This is a genomic window from Bacillus sp. S4 (assembly GCF_040838205.1).
Lineage (GTDB): Bacteria > Bacillota > Bacilli > Bacillales > Bacillaceae_G > Bacillus_A > Bacillus_A cereus_U.
On the sequence record NZ_JBFPJI010000004.1, the window covers coordinates 25816 to 44349 of the forward strand.

The following is an 18534-nucleotide window of genomic DNA, read 5'->3' on the forward strand; positions in this document are numbered from 1 at the left end:
GTTATGACAAACATTCTACCGCATAGCGGTTAAAGTTAAACGTAAAGAGAGAGGTTATTAGACAGATTGAGAAGATAAGGCTAACATCAAACATTGGTGTTAGCCCCATTTTCTTCTTACGCTAACCTTAGCTCTCAACGAAGGGGGTCAAATTGTGCTAAGAGATTTATTCGTGAAAAAGAAAAAGTACGCTGCAATACCTTCAGAACAAATACGAAAAGATGTACCAGATGGCGTTATGACAAAATGTCCGAAATGTAAAAAAATCATGTATACGAAAGAGCTTCTTAAAAATTTAAAAGTATGCGTGAATTGTGGATATCATCATCCGATGAATGCATGGGAACGCCTTGATAGTATATTGGACGAAGGTTCATTTCGTGAGTATGACAAAGAGATGGTTTCACTAAATCCACTTGAGTTTCCGGGATATGAAGAGAAACTAGAAAACGATCGTAAGAAGACTGAATTGTATGAAGCGGTTGTAACTGGTGAAGGAACAATTGATGACATGCTTGTTGTTGTTGCAGTAATGGATTCTCGTTTTCGAATGGGCAGCATGGGCTCTGTTGTAGGAGAAAAAATTGCTCGTGCGGTTGAAAAGGCATACGACTTACAAGTTCCATTTATTATCTTTACTGCGTCGGGTGGTGCCCGTATGCAAGAAGGGATATTAAGTTTAATGCAAATGGCGAAAACAAGCGTAGCTTTGAAAAAGCATAGTAATGCAGGAGGGTTATTTATTTCTGTTATGACTCACCCGACGACGGGCGGGGTTTCAGCGAGTTTCGCTTCACTTGGTGATTACAATCTTGCAGAGCCAGGTGCACTTATCGGATTTGCTGGTAGACGCGTAATTGAACAAACAGTGCGTGAGAAACTGCCAGAAGATTTCCAAACGGCAGAATTTTTACTAGAGCACGGTCAATTAGATGCGGTGGTGCATCGTGATGATATGAGAGAATCACTCCGTAAGATTTTAGAAGTTCATCAAGGAGGGGAAATGGCTGTATGGCAGAGCTAGAATTTGAGAAACCAGTTGTTGAGCTAAGAAATAAGATTCGTGAACTGAAAGACTATACGAAAAACAGCCAGATGGACTTCAGTGAGGAGATTCGTATTTTGGAAGACAAGCTAGAAAAACTAGAGGAAGATATATACGGCAATATGAAAGTATGGGACCGTGTTCAAATTGCTCGTCATGCAGAACGACCGACAACGCTCGATTATATTGAGCACTTATTTACTAATTTTTTTGAATGTCATGGAGATCGCCTATTTGGCGACGATGCAGCGATTGTCGGCGGCATTGCGAAATATAAGGGGATGCCTGTAACTGTAATTGGGCACCAACGCGGAAAAGATACGAAAGAAAATATTCGTCGTAATTTTGGGATGCCTCATCCAGAAGGATATCGAAAAGCACTGCGTCTAATGAAACAAGCGGAAAAGTTTAATCGTCCCATTATTTGTTTCATCGATACGAAGGGAGCTTATCCTGGTAAAGCAGCTGAAGAACGTGGACAAAGTGAGGCAATTGCCCGTAATTTATTTGAAATGGCGGGTTTAACTGTACCTGTTATTTGCATTGTTATCGGTGAAGGTGGTAGCGGTGGTGCGTTAGGTCTTGGAGTAGGAGATTACATTCATATGCTAGAAAATTCCACTTATTCTGTTATTACACCAGAGGGTGCGGCGGCGATTCTTTGGAAAGATGCTGGTAAAGCAAAAGAAGCTGCAGAAGCGATGAAAATCACAGCATTAGATTTGAAAGAATTAGGTGTAATTGACGAAATTATTCCAGAGGCAAAAGGCGGAGCGCATCGTAATATTTTGAAACAATCAGAAAATATAGATTTAATGCTTAAGAAAACTTTTGAGCAATTAAGCGGAATTTCGAAAGATGAATTAATCGAAAAACGTTATGAAAAATATATGAAAATTGGGCAAGTTTCGTTTTCAAACGCTTCCATTGGGATAAAATAAGAAAAGCGTGCGTTCCTCTTCGCGAATGCACGTTTTTATTATGAAAAGACACATCTTCTCCATTGTGTTTTTGTATTTTTTCGTGTTATTTTATTATAAGGCAAATAATCTTTATGAGGTGAGTACAAATGAAACGTATTGGTGTATTAACGAGTGGTGGAGATTCACCTGGTATGAATGCTGCCATTCGTGCAGTTGTTCGTAAAGCGATTTTCCATGATATTGAAGTATATGGTATTTACCATGGATACGCTGGTTTAATTTCTGGTCATATTGAAAAATTAGAACTTGGTTCTGTTGGCGATATTATCCACCGCGGTGGTACAAAATTATATACAGCAAGATGTCCTGAGTTTAAAGACCCAGAAGTACGACTAAAAGGAATCGAGCAATTAAAGAAACATGGTATTGAAGGACTTGTTGTTATTGGTGGAGATGGTTCTTACCAAGGCGCAAAAAAATTAACTGAGCAAGGATTCCCATGTGTAGGTGTACCAGGTACAATCGACAATGATATCCCTGGAACAGACTTCACAATTGGTTTCGATACAGCTTTAAATACTGTTATTGATGCAATTGATAAAATCCGTGATACAGCTACATCTCATGAACGTACATATGTTATCGAAGTAATGGGACGTCACGCTGGAGATATCGCATTATGGGCTGGTTTAGCTGATGGTGCAGAAACTATCTTAATTCCAGAAGAAAAGTATGACATGGAAGATGTTATCGCTCGTCTGAAACGCGGTAGTGAACGTGGCAAAAAGCACAGTATTATCGTTGTAGCTGAAGGTGTTGGAAGTGCAATTGACATCGGTAAGCACATTGAAGAAGCAACAAGCTTTGATACTCGTGTAACTGTATTAGGTCACGTGCAACGTGGTGGATCACCAAGTGCACAAGACCGTGTATTAGCTAGTCGTCTTGGCGCAAGAGCAGTTGAATTATTAATTGCTGGTAATGGCGGACGTTGTGTTGGTATTCAAAATAATAAACTTGTTGATCATGACATTATCGAAGCGTTAGCTCAAAAGCATACAATCGATAAAGATATGTATCAATTATCTAAAGAATTATCTATCTAATTGGCTTAATGCCTTGTATTTGGGAACGGTTTCATAATTTTCGGAGGTGCAATATGCGTAAAACTAAAATTGTATGTACTATAGGTCCTGCTAGTGAAAGTATTGAGAAATTAGAGCAATTAATGGAAGCGGGTATGAACGTTGCTCGTTTAAACTTCTCTCATGGTAGCCATGAAGAGCATGGAGCTCGTATTAAAAATATTCGTGAAGCTTCAAAGAAAACTGGTAAAACAGTTGGTATCTTACTTGATACAAAAGGTCCAGAAATCCGTACACATGACTTCGTAGACGGACAAGCTGAGCTTGTAACAGGTGCAGAAGTAATTCTTTCTACTGAACAAGTATTAGGAACTGCAGAGAAGTTCTCTGTATCTTATGCTGGTCTTTATGATGATGTTGACCCGGGTTCTCGTATTCTAATCGATGACGGTCTTATCGAACTAGAAGTAATCGAGAAAGCTGACGGAGACATCCGTACAAAAGTATTAAACAGCGGAACTGTAAAAAATAAAAAAGGTGTTAACGTACCAAACGTAAGCATTAAGCTTCCTGGTATCACTGAAAAAGACGTACAAGATATCGTTTTCGGTATCGAGCAAAAAGTTGATTTCATCGCAGCATCTTTCGTACGTAAAGCATCTGACGTATTAGAAATTCGTGAATTATTAGAAGGGCATAACGCTCAATACATCCAAATCGTACCAAAAATCGAAAACCAAGAAGGTATCGACAACATCGATTCAATCTTAGAAGTTTCTGACGGTTTAATGGTTGCTCGTGGTGATATGGGTGTAGAAATTCCGCCAGAAGAAGTACCATTAGTACAAAAACGTCTAATCAAAAAATGTAACGTATTAGGCAAACCAGTTATTACTGCAACACAAATGTTAGATTCTATGCAACGTAACCCACGTCCAACTCGTGCGGAAGCAAGTGACGTAGCAAACGCAATCTTCGATGGAACAGATGCAATCATGCTTTCAGGTGAAACTGCTGCGGGTCAATACCCTGTAGAAGCTGTAACAATGATGGCTAACATTGCGGTACGTGTTGAAAAATCATTACAATATGAAGATATGTTCAAAAAACGTATTAAAGAGTTCACTCCAACAATTACAGATGCAATTAGCCAATCTGTTGCGCATACAGCACTTGCTCTTGATGTAGCTGCAATCGTAGCTCCAACAGAAAGTGGACATACTGCGAAAATGATCTCTAAATACCGTCCGAAATCTCCAATCGTAGCTGTAACATCTGACGAGCAAGTAGGACGTCGTCTTGCACTTGTTTGGGGTGTTCAAGCATTTATGGCTGGAAAACGTGCAGCTTCTACTGACGAAATGTTAGATACAGCAATTCAAACAGGTATGGATGCGGGTCTAATCGGACTTGGAGATACTGTAGTAATCACTGCTGGTGTTCCAGTTGCTGAAACTGGTACAACAAACTTAATGAAAATCCACGTTGTTGGTGAAGAAGTTGCTAAAGGACAAGGAATCGGTCGTAAAGCTGCAAAAGGTAAAGTAGTTGTAGCGAAAACAGCTGCTGAAGCTGTAGCGAACGTAAACAAAGGTGATATCCTTGTTACAACAAGCACTGATAAAGATATGATTCCTGCAATTGAAAAAGCTGCAGCTCTAGTTGTAGAAGAAGGCGGTCTAACAAGCCATGCAGCTGTTGTAGGTGTATCAATCGGTATTCCTGTTATCGTTGGTGTAAACGGCGTAACAACAACTTTAAAAAGTGGCCAAGAAGTAACAGTTGATGCAGCGCGCGGAATTGTTTATAATGGACATGCGGAAGTGCTATAAGAAGTAATATGGAGAGAAGGATCGGAGTCCTTCTCTTTTTTTTACACAAAAAAGTATAGAGCTAGCTTTAAATGCCTGAAATCGCTTTGAAAAACGTTTATTATAATGTTTAGTAGAAGAGGGTTATTCGTCCTTTGTAAAGCTTGTATGAGCGTTTTAAGAGGCTCATAAGGGGTTTTGTAAGGTGGATGGTGGAAAGTGATGCTTTCACCTTTTGAATGAAATATGAAGGAGTGTGGAGCTGTGAAGTGGTTACTATTCTTACTTATTGTAATACCGGCGATCGAGATTGCGGTATTGATAGGATCGAGTCATGTAATAGGTTTATGGTCTACGTTCGCTATGATTGTATTTACGGGTATTGTTGGTGTATATTTGGCGAAACGACAAGGGTTTAAAGTGCTTAGAGAGATTCAATTTAGGTTAAATAGAGGAGAAATGCCCGGTGATACGGTTCTAGATGGTATTTTTATATTCGTAGGAGGTATTCTTTTAGTACTGCCTGGATATGTGACGGATATAATAGGTTTTATCTTTGTTGTTCCTGTAACGAGGGCTTTATTGAAGCCGGTTGTTATGAAGTGGATTGATTGGAAATTTAGAAAGAGAACTACTATTATTGTTCAGAAATAACGCGTAGATTATAGCGATCTACGCGTTATTTTTTTTGTTTGCTATTTATAGTCAATTGTTAGCTTCTTGTTGGGGGTGGATTATTGTTAGTTATTAAACGATAGGATACAGAGGGTTCTTGTGAATGAAAAGTGTTACATTAGGGTGATGTTCTTGCATGTAGTAAGATTCGACTAGTGAGCAGAAGTTAGATAGGAGAAGAAAAATTACTGATTAAAGGGTTCACCTGCCTTGTTTTGTATATTTATTCATTTACATAAAAAGTAATAAATGTAAGTAATAATTATAGAATAAATAGAATAAAAATGTATTCCCGGCCTGAAATATGCGTTTTTATGCAAAAAAATAAGAGAATTATCCTTTTTTAGGAAATCCCCTTTTAAATGTAGTAGTGCAAAAAGTACAGTGAATAATCAGTGGGAATTTCCCACTGATTACAGTTGATTTTTTGTTGTGTATGAGTTAGAAAACATTATTTTGATGGTGAGCCTTTAATGAATTTCCATAAATCGTGGAATACATGAGCTTTGTGTAATGTATTAAGTAGTACTAATATGACTGGACCGATGATTAATCCTAAAAAACCAAAGAGCTTAAAGCCGACAAATAGAGCGATGAGTGTCGCTAATGGATCGAGTCCAATATTAGATGAAAGTACTTTTGGCTCCATGATTTGTCTTTGGACAATCACGACGATGTATAGGATGAGAAGACCGATGGCGAATGCAGTATCACCTGTGAAAAATACGTATATAACCCAAGGAACGAAGACGGCTCCAGTTCCTAAATACGGGAGTAAATCTACAACCCCTGTAATAATCGCGATAGTAATTGCGTATGGCACGCGTAATATTAAAAGGCCGATTAGTACAATGATAGTTGTCATAGATACGAGTGTAAGTTGCGCTTTAACAAAACCAAACAAAGCTTTTCTTAAATCGACAAAAATAGTTTTTCCGTATCCGTGTACACGATTAGGTAGAAGTTTTCTTACTTTATGAGCAAGACGGTGCCAATCGTAACTAATGAAGAAGGTGGCTAATAAGACGAATACAAGGACAGTTAAAGTTGTTGGTAATGCACTAATGAAATTTGTTAATCCGCTTATAATGGCGGTTAAAAGTTCTTTCATTTGTGTCGTTGCTCCGGTGCCTAAGTTTTGAATGTTTTGTGTAATAGTGTATCGCTGTGGTTCTCCAAGATGATTAAATTTAGAAATTAAATCATCATAGAGAGGCATAATATGATTAAGTGCAAATTCTTGGGCGAATGCAACGATATCTGGAAACTTCACTGTGACAATTTGTAGTAAGTATGTTGTGGCAGATATTGCTTCAGTTACAAGGTATGTAACGAGTCCGACGATAGCTCCGAATACGAGAATTAAGCTAACGAGTACCGCTAATGCGCGAGGGAATTGTAGTTTTTGATTAAGGAAATTGACGACAGGATTAATCAAATAAGCGAATGCAAAAGCGATAATAAAAGGGTAGATCAGGCCTGACATGTGCAGCAATGCATAGAACCCAACTACCGTTGCTGCAATGACAAATATGAGTCGTAATATCATATATAGTAAGTTTCGGTTCAAAGATGTATACCTCCCATTCCAATTTGGATTATCCTAATTCGTTCAACTTATAACTAGTGAGATTCACTGATCAAAGTTGCACTTTATGTTATAGTGGAATGATGGATTTAGCCTGCTTTTGCAGCGGATTAATGACTACAGAAGCTTGTTGGTGACGCTTCTACTATATGGTAAAAACTTCATTTTCTCTCTTTTTTATTTTACCTGTTTCTTATTATAAAAGAAAGGAGAGACATCCGCTTTTAAATGTATATGCATGCTTTATTTTTTTCTGGTTAAAGTCTTGTTTGTAATTTTGGAATGTATATGAAAATCAATTTTTTTCTTTATATAATTGTCAAATATGCATCGGTATAGCATGTATAACGATAGGTTTAAGGGTATTTTTGTTTGGAAACAAGTTCATTATTTTCAGAAAGGAAGTGCAATCATGATTAGTCAGTCAACGTTATTTTTATTCATACTACTTATTATAGGACTTATTGCTAAAAACCAATCGCTTACTGTAGCTGTTGGAGTGTTATTTTTATTGAAGTTTACGTTTTTAGGCGATAAAGTCTTTCCTTATTTACAAACGAAAGGAATTAACCTCGGTGTGACGGTTATTACAATTGCGGTGCTTGTCCCAATTGCGACGGGGGAAATAGGGTTTAAACAGCTTGGAGAAGCGGCGAAATCATACTATGCATGGATTGCTTTAGCTTCAGGAGTAGCGGTTGCTTTATTGGCGAAAGGTGGGGTGCAATTATTAACGACTGATCCTCATATTACAACCGCACTTGTTTTTGGGACAATTATAGCTGTAGCTTTATTTAATGGAGTTGCTGTAGGTCCATTAATTGGGGCTGGAATTGCCTATGCAGTTATGAGTATTATACAGATGTTTAAATAAGGAATTTTATAGTAATATAAAAATTTTGAATTCTTCCTGTTCACAAAAGTCAGATAATTGTTTATAATAGAATTAGAAACTTTGAAAAGTTACATAACAGCAGAGACTTTACACCAGATAAAATAAAAACAACATAAAACAATTTTATAATGATATTGTTTTATGTTGTTTTTATCATAAAACTCTTCGGAATTTATTTTCCTCACTAACTTGTTGTTCTGAGCGTGAGGATTCGGGGAGACATTCACGCTCATGCTTTCCATGTAGGCAATGGATAATAAGAGGGGAACATCGCAACAAATTTGCATGATCGTGCATTTTGCTTGCCTAAAGAGTGAACGGGCGTTCATAATTTATAAGGGGAGCAAATAGATATAAGGAGCAAGGTTGGGAGAATTTTCAGGAAAAGGAGAGAATGTCATGACTGTTATTCGAGGTTTAGAAGGGGTAGTAGCAACAACATCATCTGTGAGCTCTATTATTGATGATACATTAACTTATGTTGGGTATAATATTGATGATTTAGCTGAGAATGCTACGTTTGAAGAAGTAGTGTACTTATTATGGCACCGCAAGCTTCCTAACGAACAAGAACTAGCGGAATTTAAAGAGACTGTATCAGAATACTATAAAGTTCCAGGTGAGATTTTAACATATTTGAAACAAGTAGATTTAAAAATCGCGCACCCGATGTCGGTTTTACGAACTGCGATTTCCATGCTATCATTATATGATGAGAGCGCTGAAATAATGGATGGAAAGTCTAATTATTTGAAAGCGGTTAAATTACAGGCTCAAGTCGGAACTTTAATTGCGGCTTATGCAAGAATTCGCAAAGGTTTAGATGTTGTTGAGCCAAGAAAAGATCTATCATTAGCTGCAAACTTCTTGTACATGTTAAATGATCGTGAGCCAAATGAAGTTGAAATTGAGGCTTTTGATAAGGCACTTGTACTTCATGCCGATCATGAGTTAAACGCTTCTACATTTACTGCACGTGTTTGCGTAGCTACACTTTCAGATGTGTATTCTGGTATTACAGCAGCAATCGGTGCATTAAAAGGTCCTCTTCACGGCGGGGCAAATGAAAATGTAATGAAGATGTTAACTGAAATTGGCGAAGAAGAAAATGTAGAATCATATATTCATAATGCTCTTCAAAATAAAGTGAAAATTATGGGATTTGGTCATCGCGTATATGAGCATGGTGATCCACGCGCGAAACACTTACGCGAAATGTCTAAGAGATTATGCGTGCTTTTAGGAGAAGACAAATGGTATAATATGTCTATCAAAATTGAAGACATTGTAACAAAAGAAAAAGGTCTTCCACCAAATGTTGATTTCTATTCAGCTTCTGTATACCATTGTTTAGGAATTGACCATGACTTATTTACACCTATCTTTGCAATTAGCCGTATGTCAGGCTGGTTAGCTCATATTCTAGAACAATATGAAAACAACCGTTTAATCCGTCCGCGTGCTGATTATGATGGACCGACACATCAAGTGTACGTTCCGCTAGCGCAACGATAAGCGAAAAACACTATTTTGATAGTGAAAATACGCTTTCAAAAGTCTGATTTTTTTGGGAAGATGTAATGATTAGAATATTTAAATTTGACTAACGGTTTGAACTGAGGGGTTATTCCCTCAGTTTCATACATATGAAATTTCAAACATGGGGGTTATCACATTGACAACAGGTGAAAAAATTACTGTAACTAATGGTGTTATGAATGTACCAAACAATCCGATTATTCCATTTATCGAAGGAGATGGAATTGGTCCTGATATTTGGGCTGCAGCATCTCGCGTAATAGAAGCAGCAGTTGAAAAAGCTTATGATGGTGAGAAGAAAATCGTTTGGAAAGAAGTGCTTGCAGGGGAAAAAGCATTCAACCAAACAGGCGAGTGGTTACCAGAAGAGACTTTAAATTTAATTCGTGAATATTTAATCGCAATTAAAGGTCCACTTACAACTCCAGTTGGTGGTGGTATTCGTTCTCTAAACGTTGCGCTTCGTCAAGAATTAGATTTATATGTATGTCTACGTCCAGTTCGTTACTTTGAAGGTGTTCCTTCACCTGTAAAACGTCCGGAAGATACTGATATGGTTATTTTCCGTGAAAATACAGAAGATATTTACGCTGGAATTGAATATGCACAAGGTTCTCCAGAAGCAGAAAAAGTTCTTGCTTTCTTAAAAGAAGCAATGGGTGTTAATAAAATCCGCTTCCCAGAAACATCAGGGATTGGTATTAAACCAATTTCAGAGGAAGGGACAAAGCGTCTTGTTCGCGCTGCAATTCAATATGCAATTAATGAAAAACGCTCTTCTGTTACATTAGTTCATAAAGGAAACATTATGAAATTTACAGAAGGTGCTTTCAAAAACTGGGGTTACGAAGTAGCTGAACAAGAATTCGGCGACAAAGTATTTACTTGGGCTGAATATGATCGCATTGTTGAAAAAGATGGAAAAGATGCAGCGAATAAAGCGATGGCAGACGCAGAAGTGGCTGGGAAAATCATCGTAAAAGATTCTATTGCAGACATCTTCTTACAACAAATTTTAACTCGTCCACGTGAGTTCGATGTTGTTGCAACAATGAACTTAAACGGAGACTACATCTCGGATGCACTTGCTGCACAAGTAGGTGGAATTGGTATTGCACCTGGTGCAAACATTAACTATGTGACTGGACATGCTATCTTTGAAGCTACACATGGTACAGCTCCAAAATATGCAGGTTTAGATAAAGTAAATCCATCTTCTGTTCTTCTTTCTGGTGTATTATTATTAGAGCACTTAGGATGGAACGAAGCTGCGAATTTAGTAACTGATTCAGTTGAGAAAACAATTGAATCAAAAGTAGTAACTTATGATTTCGCACGCTTAATGGAAGGTGCAACAGAAGTGAAATGTTCTGAGTTCGCTAATGAACTTATTAAAAACATGGATGTAGCGATAATCAAAAACGCATAATTAAAGCGGGGGGTAAATTATGACAATCAAACGCAAGAAAGTTTCAGTCATCGGTGCAGGATTTACAGGAGCAACAACAGCATTCTTATTAGCACAAAAAGAACTTGCAGATGTTGTATTAGTGGACATTCCACAGCTGGAAAATCCAACAAAAGGGAAAGCGTTAGATATGTTAGAAGCGAGCCCAGTACAAGGTTTTGATGCTAACATTATTGGTACATCTGATTACGCAGATACTGCTGATTCTGACGTTGTCGTTATTACAGCAGGTATTGCGCGTAAGCCTGGTATGAGCCGTGATGACTTAGTAGCAACAAACTCTAAAATTATGAAAAGTATTACGCGCGACATTGCAAAACATTCACCAAATGCGATTATTGTTGTATTAACAAATCCAGTTGATGCAATGACATATTCTGTATTTAAAGAAGCAGGATTCCCGAAAGAGCGTGTTATCGGTCAATCGGGCGTATTAGATACAGCTCGTTTCCGTACATTTATTTCACAAGAGTTAAACCTTTCTGTGAAAGACATTACAGGATTTGTTCTTGGTGGACATGGTGACGATATGGTACCTCTTGTACGCTATTCCTATGCAGGTGGCATTCCGTTAGAAACATTAATTCCAAAAGAGCGTTTAGAGGCAATTGTAGAACGTACACGTAAAGGTGGCGGCGAGATTGTAGGTTTATTAGGAAACGGTAGTGCATATTACGCGCCAGCAGCTTCTTTAGTTGAAATGACAGAAGCAATCTTGAAAGATCAACGCCGTGTATTACCTGCTATTGCATACCTTGAAGGTGAGTATGGTTATAGTGACATTTACTTAGGGGTACCAGTAATTCTAGGTGGTAACGGAATTGAAAAAATTATTGAATTAGAACTTCTTGCAGATGAAAAAGAAGCGTTAGATCGCTCTGTCGAATCTGTACGTAACGTTATGAAAGTTCTTGTTTAATAATTAAATATAAGCGGAAAAAGATTCGGGGCCCCGAATCTTTTTCTACTATATATTGAAATGTTTTTTTGAAATAATATGAAAACGCTATCATTAGGTGTATCCTATAATGAAACTATAGACTTATACTATACATTGCCCTCATCATAGTAAATTTCGGATAAGGTATCGCTTTTAGTAGGATAATAAGGTGAAAAAATCGGAGGGGGTTGTAACATGTTAAAGAAAAAAGTTCAAATTGGTCGTAAAATGGATGAAATTACAGTAGGAGAGAAATTATCTATCACTGAAAAAATTGAGGATAAAGATTTGTTATTGTATTTAGGGTTAACGAATGATGCCAATCCATTATATATTCAGCATGATTACGCATCCCAAACTCCGTATGAAAAGCCGATTGTCCCAAGCATTATGCTAACGGGGCTGATTACAACGGCGGTTACGAAATATTTACCAGGTCCAGGTAGTCATATTACTAGGAAGGACCTTACGTTCGTGAAACATGTTCACCATTATGAAACGTTACAAATCCACTTTGAAGTTGTGGCTGTTTCAGAGGAGGAACATACAATTGATATGCTTGTATTTGCTCATGATGAAAAAGGAGAAACTGTTGTAAAAGGTTCATTAACAGTAACACCACCTTTTAAATCTGTTTCCATTATGGAAAAAGCATTAGATAATTTTTAAAAAATGAAAGTTAGAATGATATAAAAGTAGCGCTAGTCATATTCTTATTAAGGGTATGCTAGCGCTACTTTTTGTTTGGAAAGGGTGATATAACTTTGAAATGGGAAAGGGAAGACATTATTTTTGAAACGATAAGAGAAGCTGAAGTATGGGCCGATTCAATCGCGAATGAAATGTACGGGAAAGTATTTGATGGATATGAAACACCAGATTATAAAATAGCGTATGCTCTTTCGTTTTTCCTAGCGCAAAATCGAGATTGTATAGTTCATACGGAAGTGAGCTTTAAAAAAGAGAGAGCGATCTATAAAGTTTGGAAAAATCCTGTGTAGCTGAAGGTGAGTCGTAATTACTTCTATTTTCTCAATTTTACACAAACGAGCTCCATGAATAGACAATTATATTGAGGGAGACCTTGTTTTCTAGTATGATGAGAATAACGGGGAAAATACTAGGATGAAGAAGGTTTCAAGTCTATAACTTGGAGGAAAAGAATGAACAATCGTATTTTAGTAGTTGATGATGAGGAATTTATCTTAACTTTAATTGAATTTAATTTACAACAAGCTGGGTTTGAAGTTATAACAGCGATGGATGGAGAAATGGCGCTTCAAAAAGCGACAACAGAACGCCCAGATTTAATTATATTAGATTTAATGCTTCCAAAAATGGATGGTATGGAAGTTTGTAAAGAATTACGATTGCAGCGTGTTATGACGCCGATTTTAATGCTAACAGCAAAAGATGATGAATTTGATAAGGTGCTAGGTCTTGAGCTTGGGGCTGATGATTATATGACGAAGCCGTTTAGCCCAAGGGAAGTTGTTGCTCGTGTGAAAGCGATTTTGCGCCGCACGAAATTACAGCAAGAAGAAAAGGTTTCGGAAACGCCAGATGAAGATAGTATCATAATTGCAGAGCTTAAAATTTTACCGGAGTTTTATGAAGCGTACTTCCAAGGTAGGAAACTGGAACTAACACCGAAAGAATTTGAGTTACTTGTTTATCTTGCAAAAAATAAAAGTCGTGTATTAACTCGTGACCAATTATTGAGTGCTGTATGGAATTATGATTTTGCCGGTGATACAAGAATTGTTGATGTCCATATTAGCCATTTGCGCGATAAAATTGAACAAAATACGAAAAAACCGACGTACATTAAAACGATACGTGGTTTAGGTTATAAATTAGAGGAGCCAAAAGGGGATGAATAAATTTCGTTCCAGGCTTCTTTTTACTTTTGTTTCTCTTATCGTTTTTATTTTAGTTGGACTAGGTGTATTATTAGAAACCGTATTTGAAAATTACTATATAGATCATGCTAAAGAAAGAATGGTAAAAGAGACAAGGTATGTTGCTGTATTAGCAGAGGAGCAAGGGTTTGATTCTGTTTTAAAAAAGCCATATGTATTTGAAAAGTTAGAAGAACAAATACCAGCTTCTATTATATTTGTGGATGAAAAAAAGAAAGTTCAATATAGCGGAGGGAAACAATCTGCATTTAGTCAAGAGATGATTAAAGAACTTTCTTCTGAAGCAGGAAAACAAAAAAATAAAGTCATTACGAAAGAAACAGATCAAAAGAATGAATTTTATCATGCTGTGTTCGTCCAGGATGTAGAAGGGAAACAAGGATACATTTTGGTGAAAAGTACAATTGATACTTTGAGGGACGTTCACCAAAAAACGTGGGGATTATTAATTATCGGATTTGTCATTGCTTGTCTCGTAGTTGTATTCTTAGGTGTCAAAATTACAGGACAATATATTAGGCCGATTGAATCAGTTACGAAAGTTGCGATTGAATTAGCGAAGGGTAATTATAAAGCGCGTGCATATGAAAGTCATTCGGATGAAACAGGAATGCTGAGTAAAGCAATTAATATTTTAGCTCGTAATTTACAAGAGATGACACTCGAACAAGAAATGCAACAAGATCGTTTGCACACATTAATTGAAAATATGGGAAGCGGAATGATTTTAATTGATAGCCGTGGTTATATAAACCTTGTAAACCGTTCTTATAAGGAGACTTTCCACGTAACAGATGAAGAATATTTAGACCGTTTATATTATGAATCGTTTCACCATACGGAAATTATTGAGCTTGTGGAAGAAATTTTTATGACAGAAGTGAAAGTGCGTAAACAAATGTTATTGCCGCTAGGTATTGAGCGCAAGCATTTCGAAGTATACGGAGCGCCAATTATTGGGACAAACCATGAGTGGAAAGGGATTGTTCTCGTATTCCATGACATTACAGAGTTAAAGAAATTAGAACAAATGAGAAAAGACTTTTTAGCGAATGTTTCTCATGAATTGAAGACACCGATTACTTCTATTAAAGGTTTTTCAGAAACACTCTTGGACGGAGCGATGGATAATAAAAAATTCTGCGAACATTTCTTGCATATCATTTTAAAAGAAAGTGAGCGTATGCAAGGATTAATTGAAGATTTATTAGATTTGTCAAAAATCGAGCAGCAAGGGTTTAGATTAAATATGGGTACGGTTGATATGAAGGGGCTTCTTGAAGACATTCACATGGTGCTTGATAATAAAGCGGGTGAAAAAGAAATCTCTTTACAAGTGAATGTATTGAAACGAGTTTCCGTTATTGGAGATCCGAGCCGCTTAAAACAAATCTTTATTAATTTAATTAATAATGCAATCGTATATACGCCGGCTGGAGGCGTTGTTTCAGTTGAATTATTAGAGGATAAATATAATGCGTATATAAAAGTGTCGGATACTGGAATTGGTATTAGTAAAGAAGAAATCCCTCGTATATTTGAACGTTTTTATCGAGTTGATAAAGCGAGAAGTAGAAATACGGGTGGAACGGGTCTTGGTTTATCAATTGTAAAGCATTTAGTTGAAGCACATCAAGGTACGATTACAGTGGATAGTGAGGTTGGAGAAGGTACAACATTTACAGTTGTTTTACCAAAATCAGCTACTGAAAAATAGGATGAAGGATATTTACAATATATTAACAATGGCTTAATTAAATATTAATAAAGCTCTGTTAATATAATATATGAAAACCCCTTCATCCAAGGAGTAATTTTGGACGAGAGTAGTTATGCTATTCTCGTCACTTCCCTTTTATGCCAATGTAAGTCTGTTTATATATGATAGAAAAAAACCGTTATTTTTCTTCTCTCTATTAGTCATGTTAATATAGAGAGAGGATAGGAACGGTTTTTTTTCTGTGGGAAAATCGTTTCAAATTTGTATGGGGAGGTTTGTAGTTTGGAAAAAAAAGTCGTATTAGTAGATGGTAATAATATCGCGTATCGTGCTTTCTTTGCACTACCGCTTTTAAATAACGACAAAGGTATACATACGAACGCAATTTATGGTTTTACGATGATGTTAATGAGAATATTAGAGGAAGAAAAACCGACGCACATGCTTGTGGCGTTTGATGCGGGGAAAACAACGTTCCGTCATAAAACGTATAGTGATTATAAGGGAGGGCGTCAAAAGACGCCACCTGAGCTATCAGAGCAATTCCCGTTTATTCGTGAGATGCTTGATGCATTCAATGTTCCGCGCTATGAATTAGAAAATTATGAAGCGGATGACATTATGGGGACTTTAGCGAAAGAAGCGAGTGAGCAAGGGTTTCATGTGAAAGTTATTTCAGGAGATAAAGACTTACTGCAACTTGTTTCAGATAATACACTCGTATGTATTCCTCGCAAAGGGATTACAGAAGTAGATGAATATACGAAAGAAGCTTTATTTGAGAAATATAGCTTATCACCAAAGCAAATTATCGATATGAAAGGTTTAATGGGAGACCAATCAGATAACATTCCAGGTGTACCAGGTGTTGGTGAGAAGACAGCCATTAAATTATTAACGCAATTTGAAACGGTAGAAGCAGTATATGAAAACTTAGATCAAGTGAGTGGAAAGAAATTAAAAGAAAAGTTAGAAGCGAATAAAGAACAAGCTCTTATGAGTAAAGAACTTGCGACTATTATTACAGACGCACCGATTACTGTGCATGTAGATGATATGGCATATAAAGGGTATGAACCAAGCGATTTGATTCCGATGTTCGAGAATTTAGGATTTACATCCCTTTTAAATAAATTAGGTGTTACGCCGGAGGAAACGGCTCCAGCTGAATTAGATGATATTACATTTGATATTGTAGAAGAAGTTACAGAAGAAATGCTTCAGCAAGATAGTGCGCTTATTGTTGAAGTGCAAGAAGATAACTATCATAAAGCCGATATTCAAGGTTTTGGTATTCAAAATGAAAATGGTTGTTACTTCATTCCGGCCGATGTTGCTCTTAAATCGGATGCTTTTAAAGAGTGGCTTGCAAATGGAGAAATGAGAAAACATACATTTGATGCGAAGCGTGCTATCGTTGCCCTAAAGTGGAAAGGTGTAGATATTCAAGGGATTGACTTTGATTTATTAATTGCCGCTTATTTACTTGATCCAGCTGATACCGATAAAGATTTCCGTGCTGTTGCGAAAATGAAAGAAACACATGCGGTAAAATCTGACGAAGAAGTGTACGGGAAAGGTGCGAAACGTGCTGTTCCGGAGCAAGAGGTAGTAGCTGAGCATGTCGCTCGTAAAGTGCATGTATTATATGATGTGAAGCAAACATTCGAGAAAGAATTAGAAAAGAATGAGCAATATGAACTATTTACAGAGTTAGAATTACCTCTTGCTCGTGTATTAGCTGACATGGAAGTGAAAGGTGTTACAGTTGATACGAATCGTCTTCGTAATATGGGAGAAGAGCTTGCGGGTAGATTAAAGGAAATGGAACAAGAGATTTATGAGCTTGCAGGAACGGAATTTAATATTAATTCACCGAAGCAACTTGGGGTTATTCTGTTTGAAAACTTAAATTTACCTGTTATTAAAAAGACGAAAACAGGTTATTCTACATCTGCTGATGTACTAGACAAGCTTATGGATCATCATGCAATCATTCCGAAGATTTTACACTACCGTCAATTAGGGAAACTAAACTCTACATATATTGAAGGGTTACTAAAAGTTGTACATGACGATTCATCTAAAATTCATACTCGCTTTAACCAAGTGTTAACGCAAACAGGACGACTAAGTTCAACGGAACCAAACTTGCAAAATATCCCGATTCGCTTAGAAGAGGGAAGGAAGATTCGTCAGGCGTTTATTCCTTCAGAAGAAGGATGGATTATGTACGCGGCCGATTATTCACAAATTGAACTTCGTGTGCTTGCTCACATTGCAAAAGATGAAGGTTTAGTTGAAGCGTTCCAACATGACATGGATATTCATACGAAAACAGCTATGGATGTATTCGGTGTTGGAAAAGATGAAGTGACATCTAATATGAGACGACAAGCAAAAGCTGTAAACTTCGGCATTGTATACGGTATTAGTGATTACGGCCTTTCACAAAACTTAGGAATCACGAGAAAAGCGGCAGGGGAATTTATTGAAAGGTATTTAGAAAGTTTCCCTGGAGTACAAGAATATATGGCTGACATTGTAAAAGATGCGAAGCAAAAAGGATATGTTTCAACGTTATTAAATCGCCGTCGTTACATTCCAGAAATTACGAGCCGTAACTTTAATTTACGTAGCTTTGCAGAGCGTACAGCAATGAATACACCAATTCAAGGTAGTGCGGCGGATATTATTAAAAAGGCTATGATTATTATGGCGGATCGCTTAGAAGAAGAAGGCCTACAAGCTCGCTTACTTCTGCAAGTACACGATGAATTGATCTTTGAAGCGCCAAAAGAAGAAGTGGAAAAATTAGAGAAGCTTGTACCTGAAGTAATGGAGCATGCAATTGAACTAGCAGTTCCATTAAAAGTTGATTATTCTTACGGTCCAACTTGGTACGACGCGAAATAAGGAAGTG

Annotated in this window: 15 protein-coding genes; 14 read left to right on the plus strand and 1 reads right to left on the minus strand. The window is 37.1% G+C overall.

The features are described from left to right. Positions 1 to 154: 154 nt before the first annotated feature. From accD to AB3X48_RS01135, 5 genes are all read left to right on the plus strand, one after another. Positions 155 to 1024 carry an acetyl-CoA carboxylase, carboxyltransferase subunit beta gene (accD, locus tag AB3X48_RS01115; RefSeq protein ID WP_002160256.1) on the plus strand — a complete coding sequence of 290 codons (870 nt, stop codon included), beginning with the start codon at positions 155 to 157 and terminating at the stop codon, positions 1022 to 1024. Further along, on the plus strand, positions 1012 to 1986 hold the full coding sequence (gene accA, locus AB3X48_RS01120; protein ID WP_000818786.1) for an acetyl-CoA carboxylase carboxyl transferase subunit alpha: 975 nt from the start codon (positions 1012 to 1014) through the stop codon (positions 1984 to 1986). Before accD ends, accA begins: the two co-directional genes overlap by 13 nt. Positions 1987 to 2114: 128 nt before the next feature. After that, complete coding sequence (gene pfkA / locus AB3X48_RS01125) at positions 2115 to 3074, plus strand: 6-phosphofructokinase (RefSeq protein WP_002034288.1); 960 nt, start codon at positions 2115 to 2117, stop codon at positions 3072 to 3074. A 53-nt stretch (positions 3075 to 3127) separates the two neighbouring features. Further along, positions 3128 to 4885, plus strand: coding sequence for a pyruvate kinase (gene pyk, locus AB3X48_RS01130; protein ID WP_002160257.1), 1758 nt, complete (start codon positions 3128 to 3130; stop codon positions 4883 to 4885). A gap of 243 nt (positions 4886 to 5128) precedes the next feature. Next, positions 5129 to 5518, plus strand: coding sequence for an FxsA family protein (locus AB3X48_RS01135; RefSeq protein ID WP_002160258.1), 390 nt, complete (start codon positions 5129 to 5131; stop codon positions 5516 to 5518). A gap of 472 nt (positions 5519 to 5990) precedes the next feature. Here the strand turns inward: AB3X48_RS01135 and ytvI are convergent, their stop codons facing one another. Further along, complete coding sequence (gene ytvI, locus AB3X48_RS01140; RefSeq protein WP_002160259.1) at positions 5991 to 7109, minus strand: sporulation integral membrane protein YtvI; 1119 nt, start codon at positions 7107 to 7109, stop codon at positions 5991 to 5993. Positions 7110 to 7539: 430 nt separating this feature from the next. On the opposite strand from ytvI, the gene AB3X48_RS01145 reads away from it, so the two are divergent. The 9 genes from AB3X48_RS01145 to polA all read left to right on the plus strand — a co-directional run bounded on the left by AB3X48_RS01145 (position 7540) and on the right by polA (position 18527). Next, positions 7540 to 8001: a DUF441 domain-containing protein gene (locus AB3X48_RS01145; RefSeq protein ID WP_002112200.1), complete on the plus strand. Its 462-nt coding sequence runs from the start codon at positions 7540 to 7542 to the stop codon at positions 7999 to 8001. Positions 8002 to 8388: 387 nt separating this feature from the next. Continuing rightward, complete coding sequence (citZ, locus tag AB3X48_RS01150) at positions 8389 to 9537, plus strand: citrate synthase (RefSeq protein ID WP_002145429.1); 1149 nt, start codon at positions 8389 to 8391, stop codon at positions 9535 to 9537. Positions 9538 to 9697: 160 nt separating this feature from the next. After that, positions 9698 to 10990, plus strand: a complete 1293-nt coding sequence (icd, locus tag AB3X48_RS01155; protein WP_002088934.1) for an NADP-dependent isocitrate dehydrogenase — start codon at positions 9698 to 9700, stop codon at positions 10988 to 10990. A 19-nt stretch (positions 10991 to 11009) separates the two neighbouring features. Then, on the plus strand, positions 11010 to 11948 hold the full coding sequence (gene mdh, locus AB3X48_RS01160) for a malate dehydrogenase (protein ID WP_002160261.1): 939 nt from the start codon (positions 11010 to 11012) through the stop codon (positions 11946 to 11948). 216 nt (positions 11949 to 12164) lie between these two features. Beyond that, positions 12165 to 12638 carry a MaoC family dehydratase gene (locus tag AB3X48_RS01165; RefSeq protein ID WP_016106325.1) on the plus strand — a complete coding sequence of 158 codons (474 nt, stop codon included), beginning with the start codon at positions 12165 to 12167 and terminating at the stop codon, positions 12636 to 12638. Between the two features lie 95 nt (positions 12639 to 12733). Continuing rightward, a complete protein-coding gene (locus AB3X48_RS01170) occupies positions 12734 to 12970 on the plus strand; it encodes a hypothetical protein (RefSeq protein ID WP_002112196.1) in 237 nt (78 codons plus the stop codon). Positions 12971 to 13132: 162 nt separating this feature from the next. After that, the gene (gene phoP, locus AB3X48_RS01175; RefSeq protein WP_002112195.1) at positions 13133 to 13852 is read left to right on the plus strand and encodes a two-component system response regulator PhoP; all 720 of its coding nucleotides are present in this window, start codon (positions 13133 to 13135) and stop codon (positions 13850 to 13852) included. Further along, a complete protein-coding gene (gene phoR, locus AB3X48_RS01180) occupies positions 13845 to 15608 on the plus strand; it encodes a sensory box histidine kinase PhoR (RefSeq protein ID WP_002112194.1) in 1764 nt (587 codons plus the stop codon). Before phoP ends, phoR begins: the two co-directional genes overlap by 8 nt. A 285-nt stretch (positions 15609 to 15893) precedes the next feature. After that, positions 15894 to 18527 (plus strand): DNA polymerase I, encoded by a 2634-nt coding sequence (polA, locus tag AB3X48_RS01185; RefSeq protein WP_016106324.1) that lies wholly within the window; start codon positions 15894 to 15896, stop codon positions 18525 to 18527. Positions 18528 to 18534 lie beyond the last annotated feature (7 nt).

What these genes read in the sequence shown, in the direction of transcription:
- mdh (WP_002160261.1), top strand. Translation starts at nt 11,010, where the DNA reads ATGACAATCAAACGCAAGAAAGTTTCAGTCATCGGTGCAGGATTTACA.
- accA (WP_000818786.1), top strand. Translation starts at nt 1,012, where the DNA reads ATGGCAGAGCTAGAATTTGAGAAACCAGTTGTTGAGCTAAGAAATAAG.
- phoP (WP_002112195.1), top strand. Translation starts at nt 13,133, where the DNA reads ATGAACAATCGTATTTTAGTAGTTGATGATGAGGAATTTATCTTAACT.
- pyk (WP_002160257.1), top strand. Translation starts at nt 3,128, where the DNA reads ATGCGTAAAACTAAAATTGTATGTACTATAGGTCCTGCTAGTGAAAGT.
- phoR (WP_002112194.1), top strand. Translation starts at nt 13,845, where the DNA reads ATGAATAAATTTCGTTCCAGGCTTCTTTTTACTTTTGTTTCTCTTATC.
- AB3X48_RS01145 (WP_002112200.1), top strand. Translation starts at nt 7,540, where the DNA reads ATGATTAGTCAGTCAACGTTATTTTTATTCATACTACTTATTATAGGA.
- AB3X48_RS01165 (WP_016106325.1), top strand. Translation starts at nt 12,165, where the DNA reads ATGTTAAAGAAAAAAGTTCAAATTGGTCGTAAAATGGATGAAATTACA.
- pfkA (WP_002034288.1), top strand. Translation starts at nt 2,115, where the DNA reads ATGAAACGTATTGGTGTATTAACGAGTGGTGGAGATTCACCTGGTATG.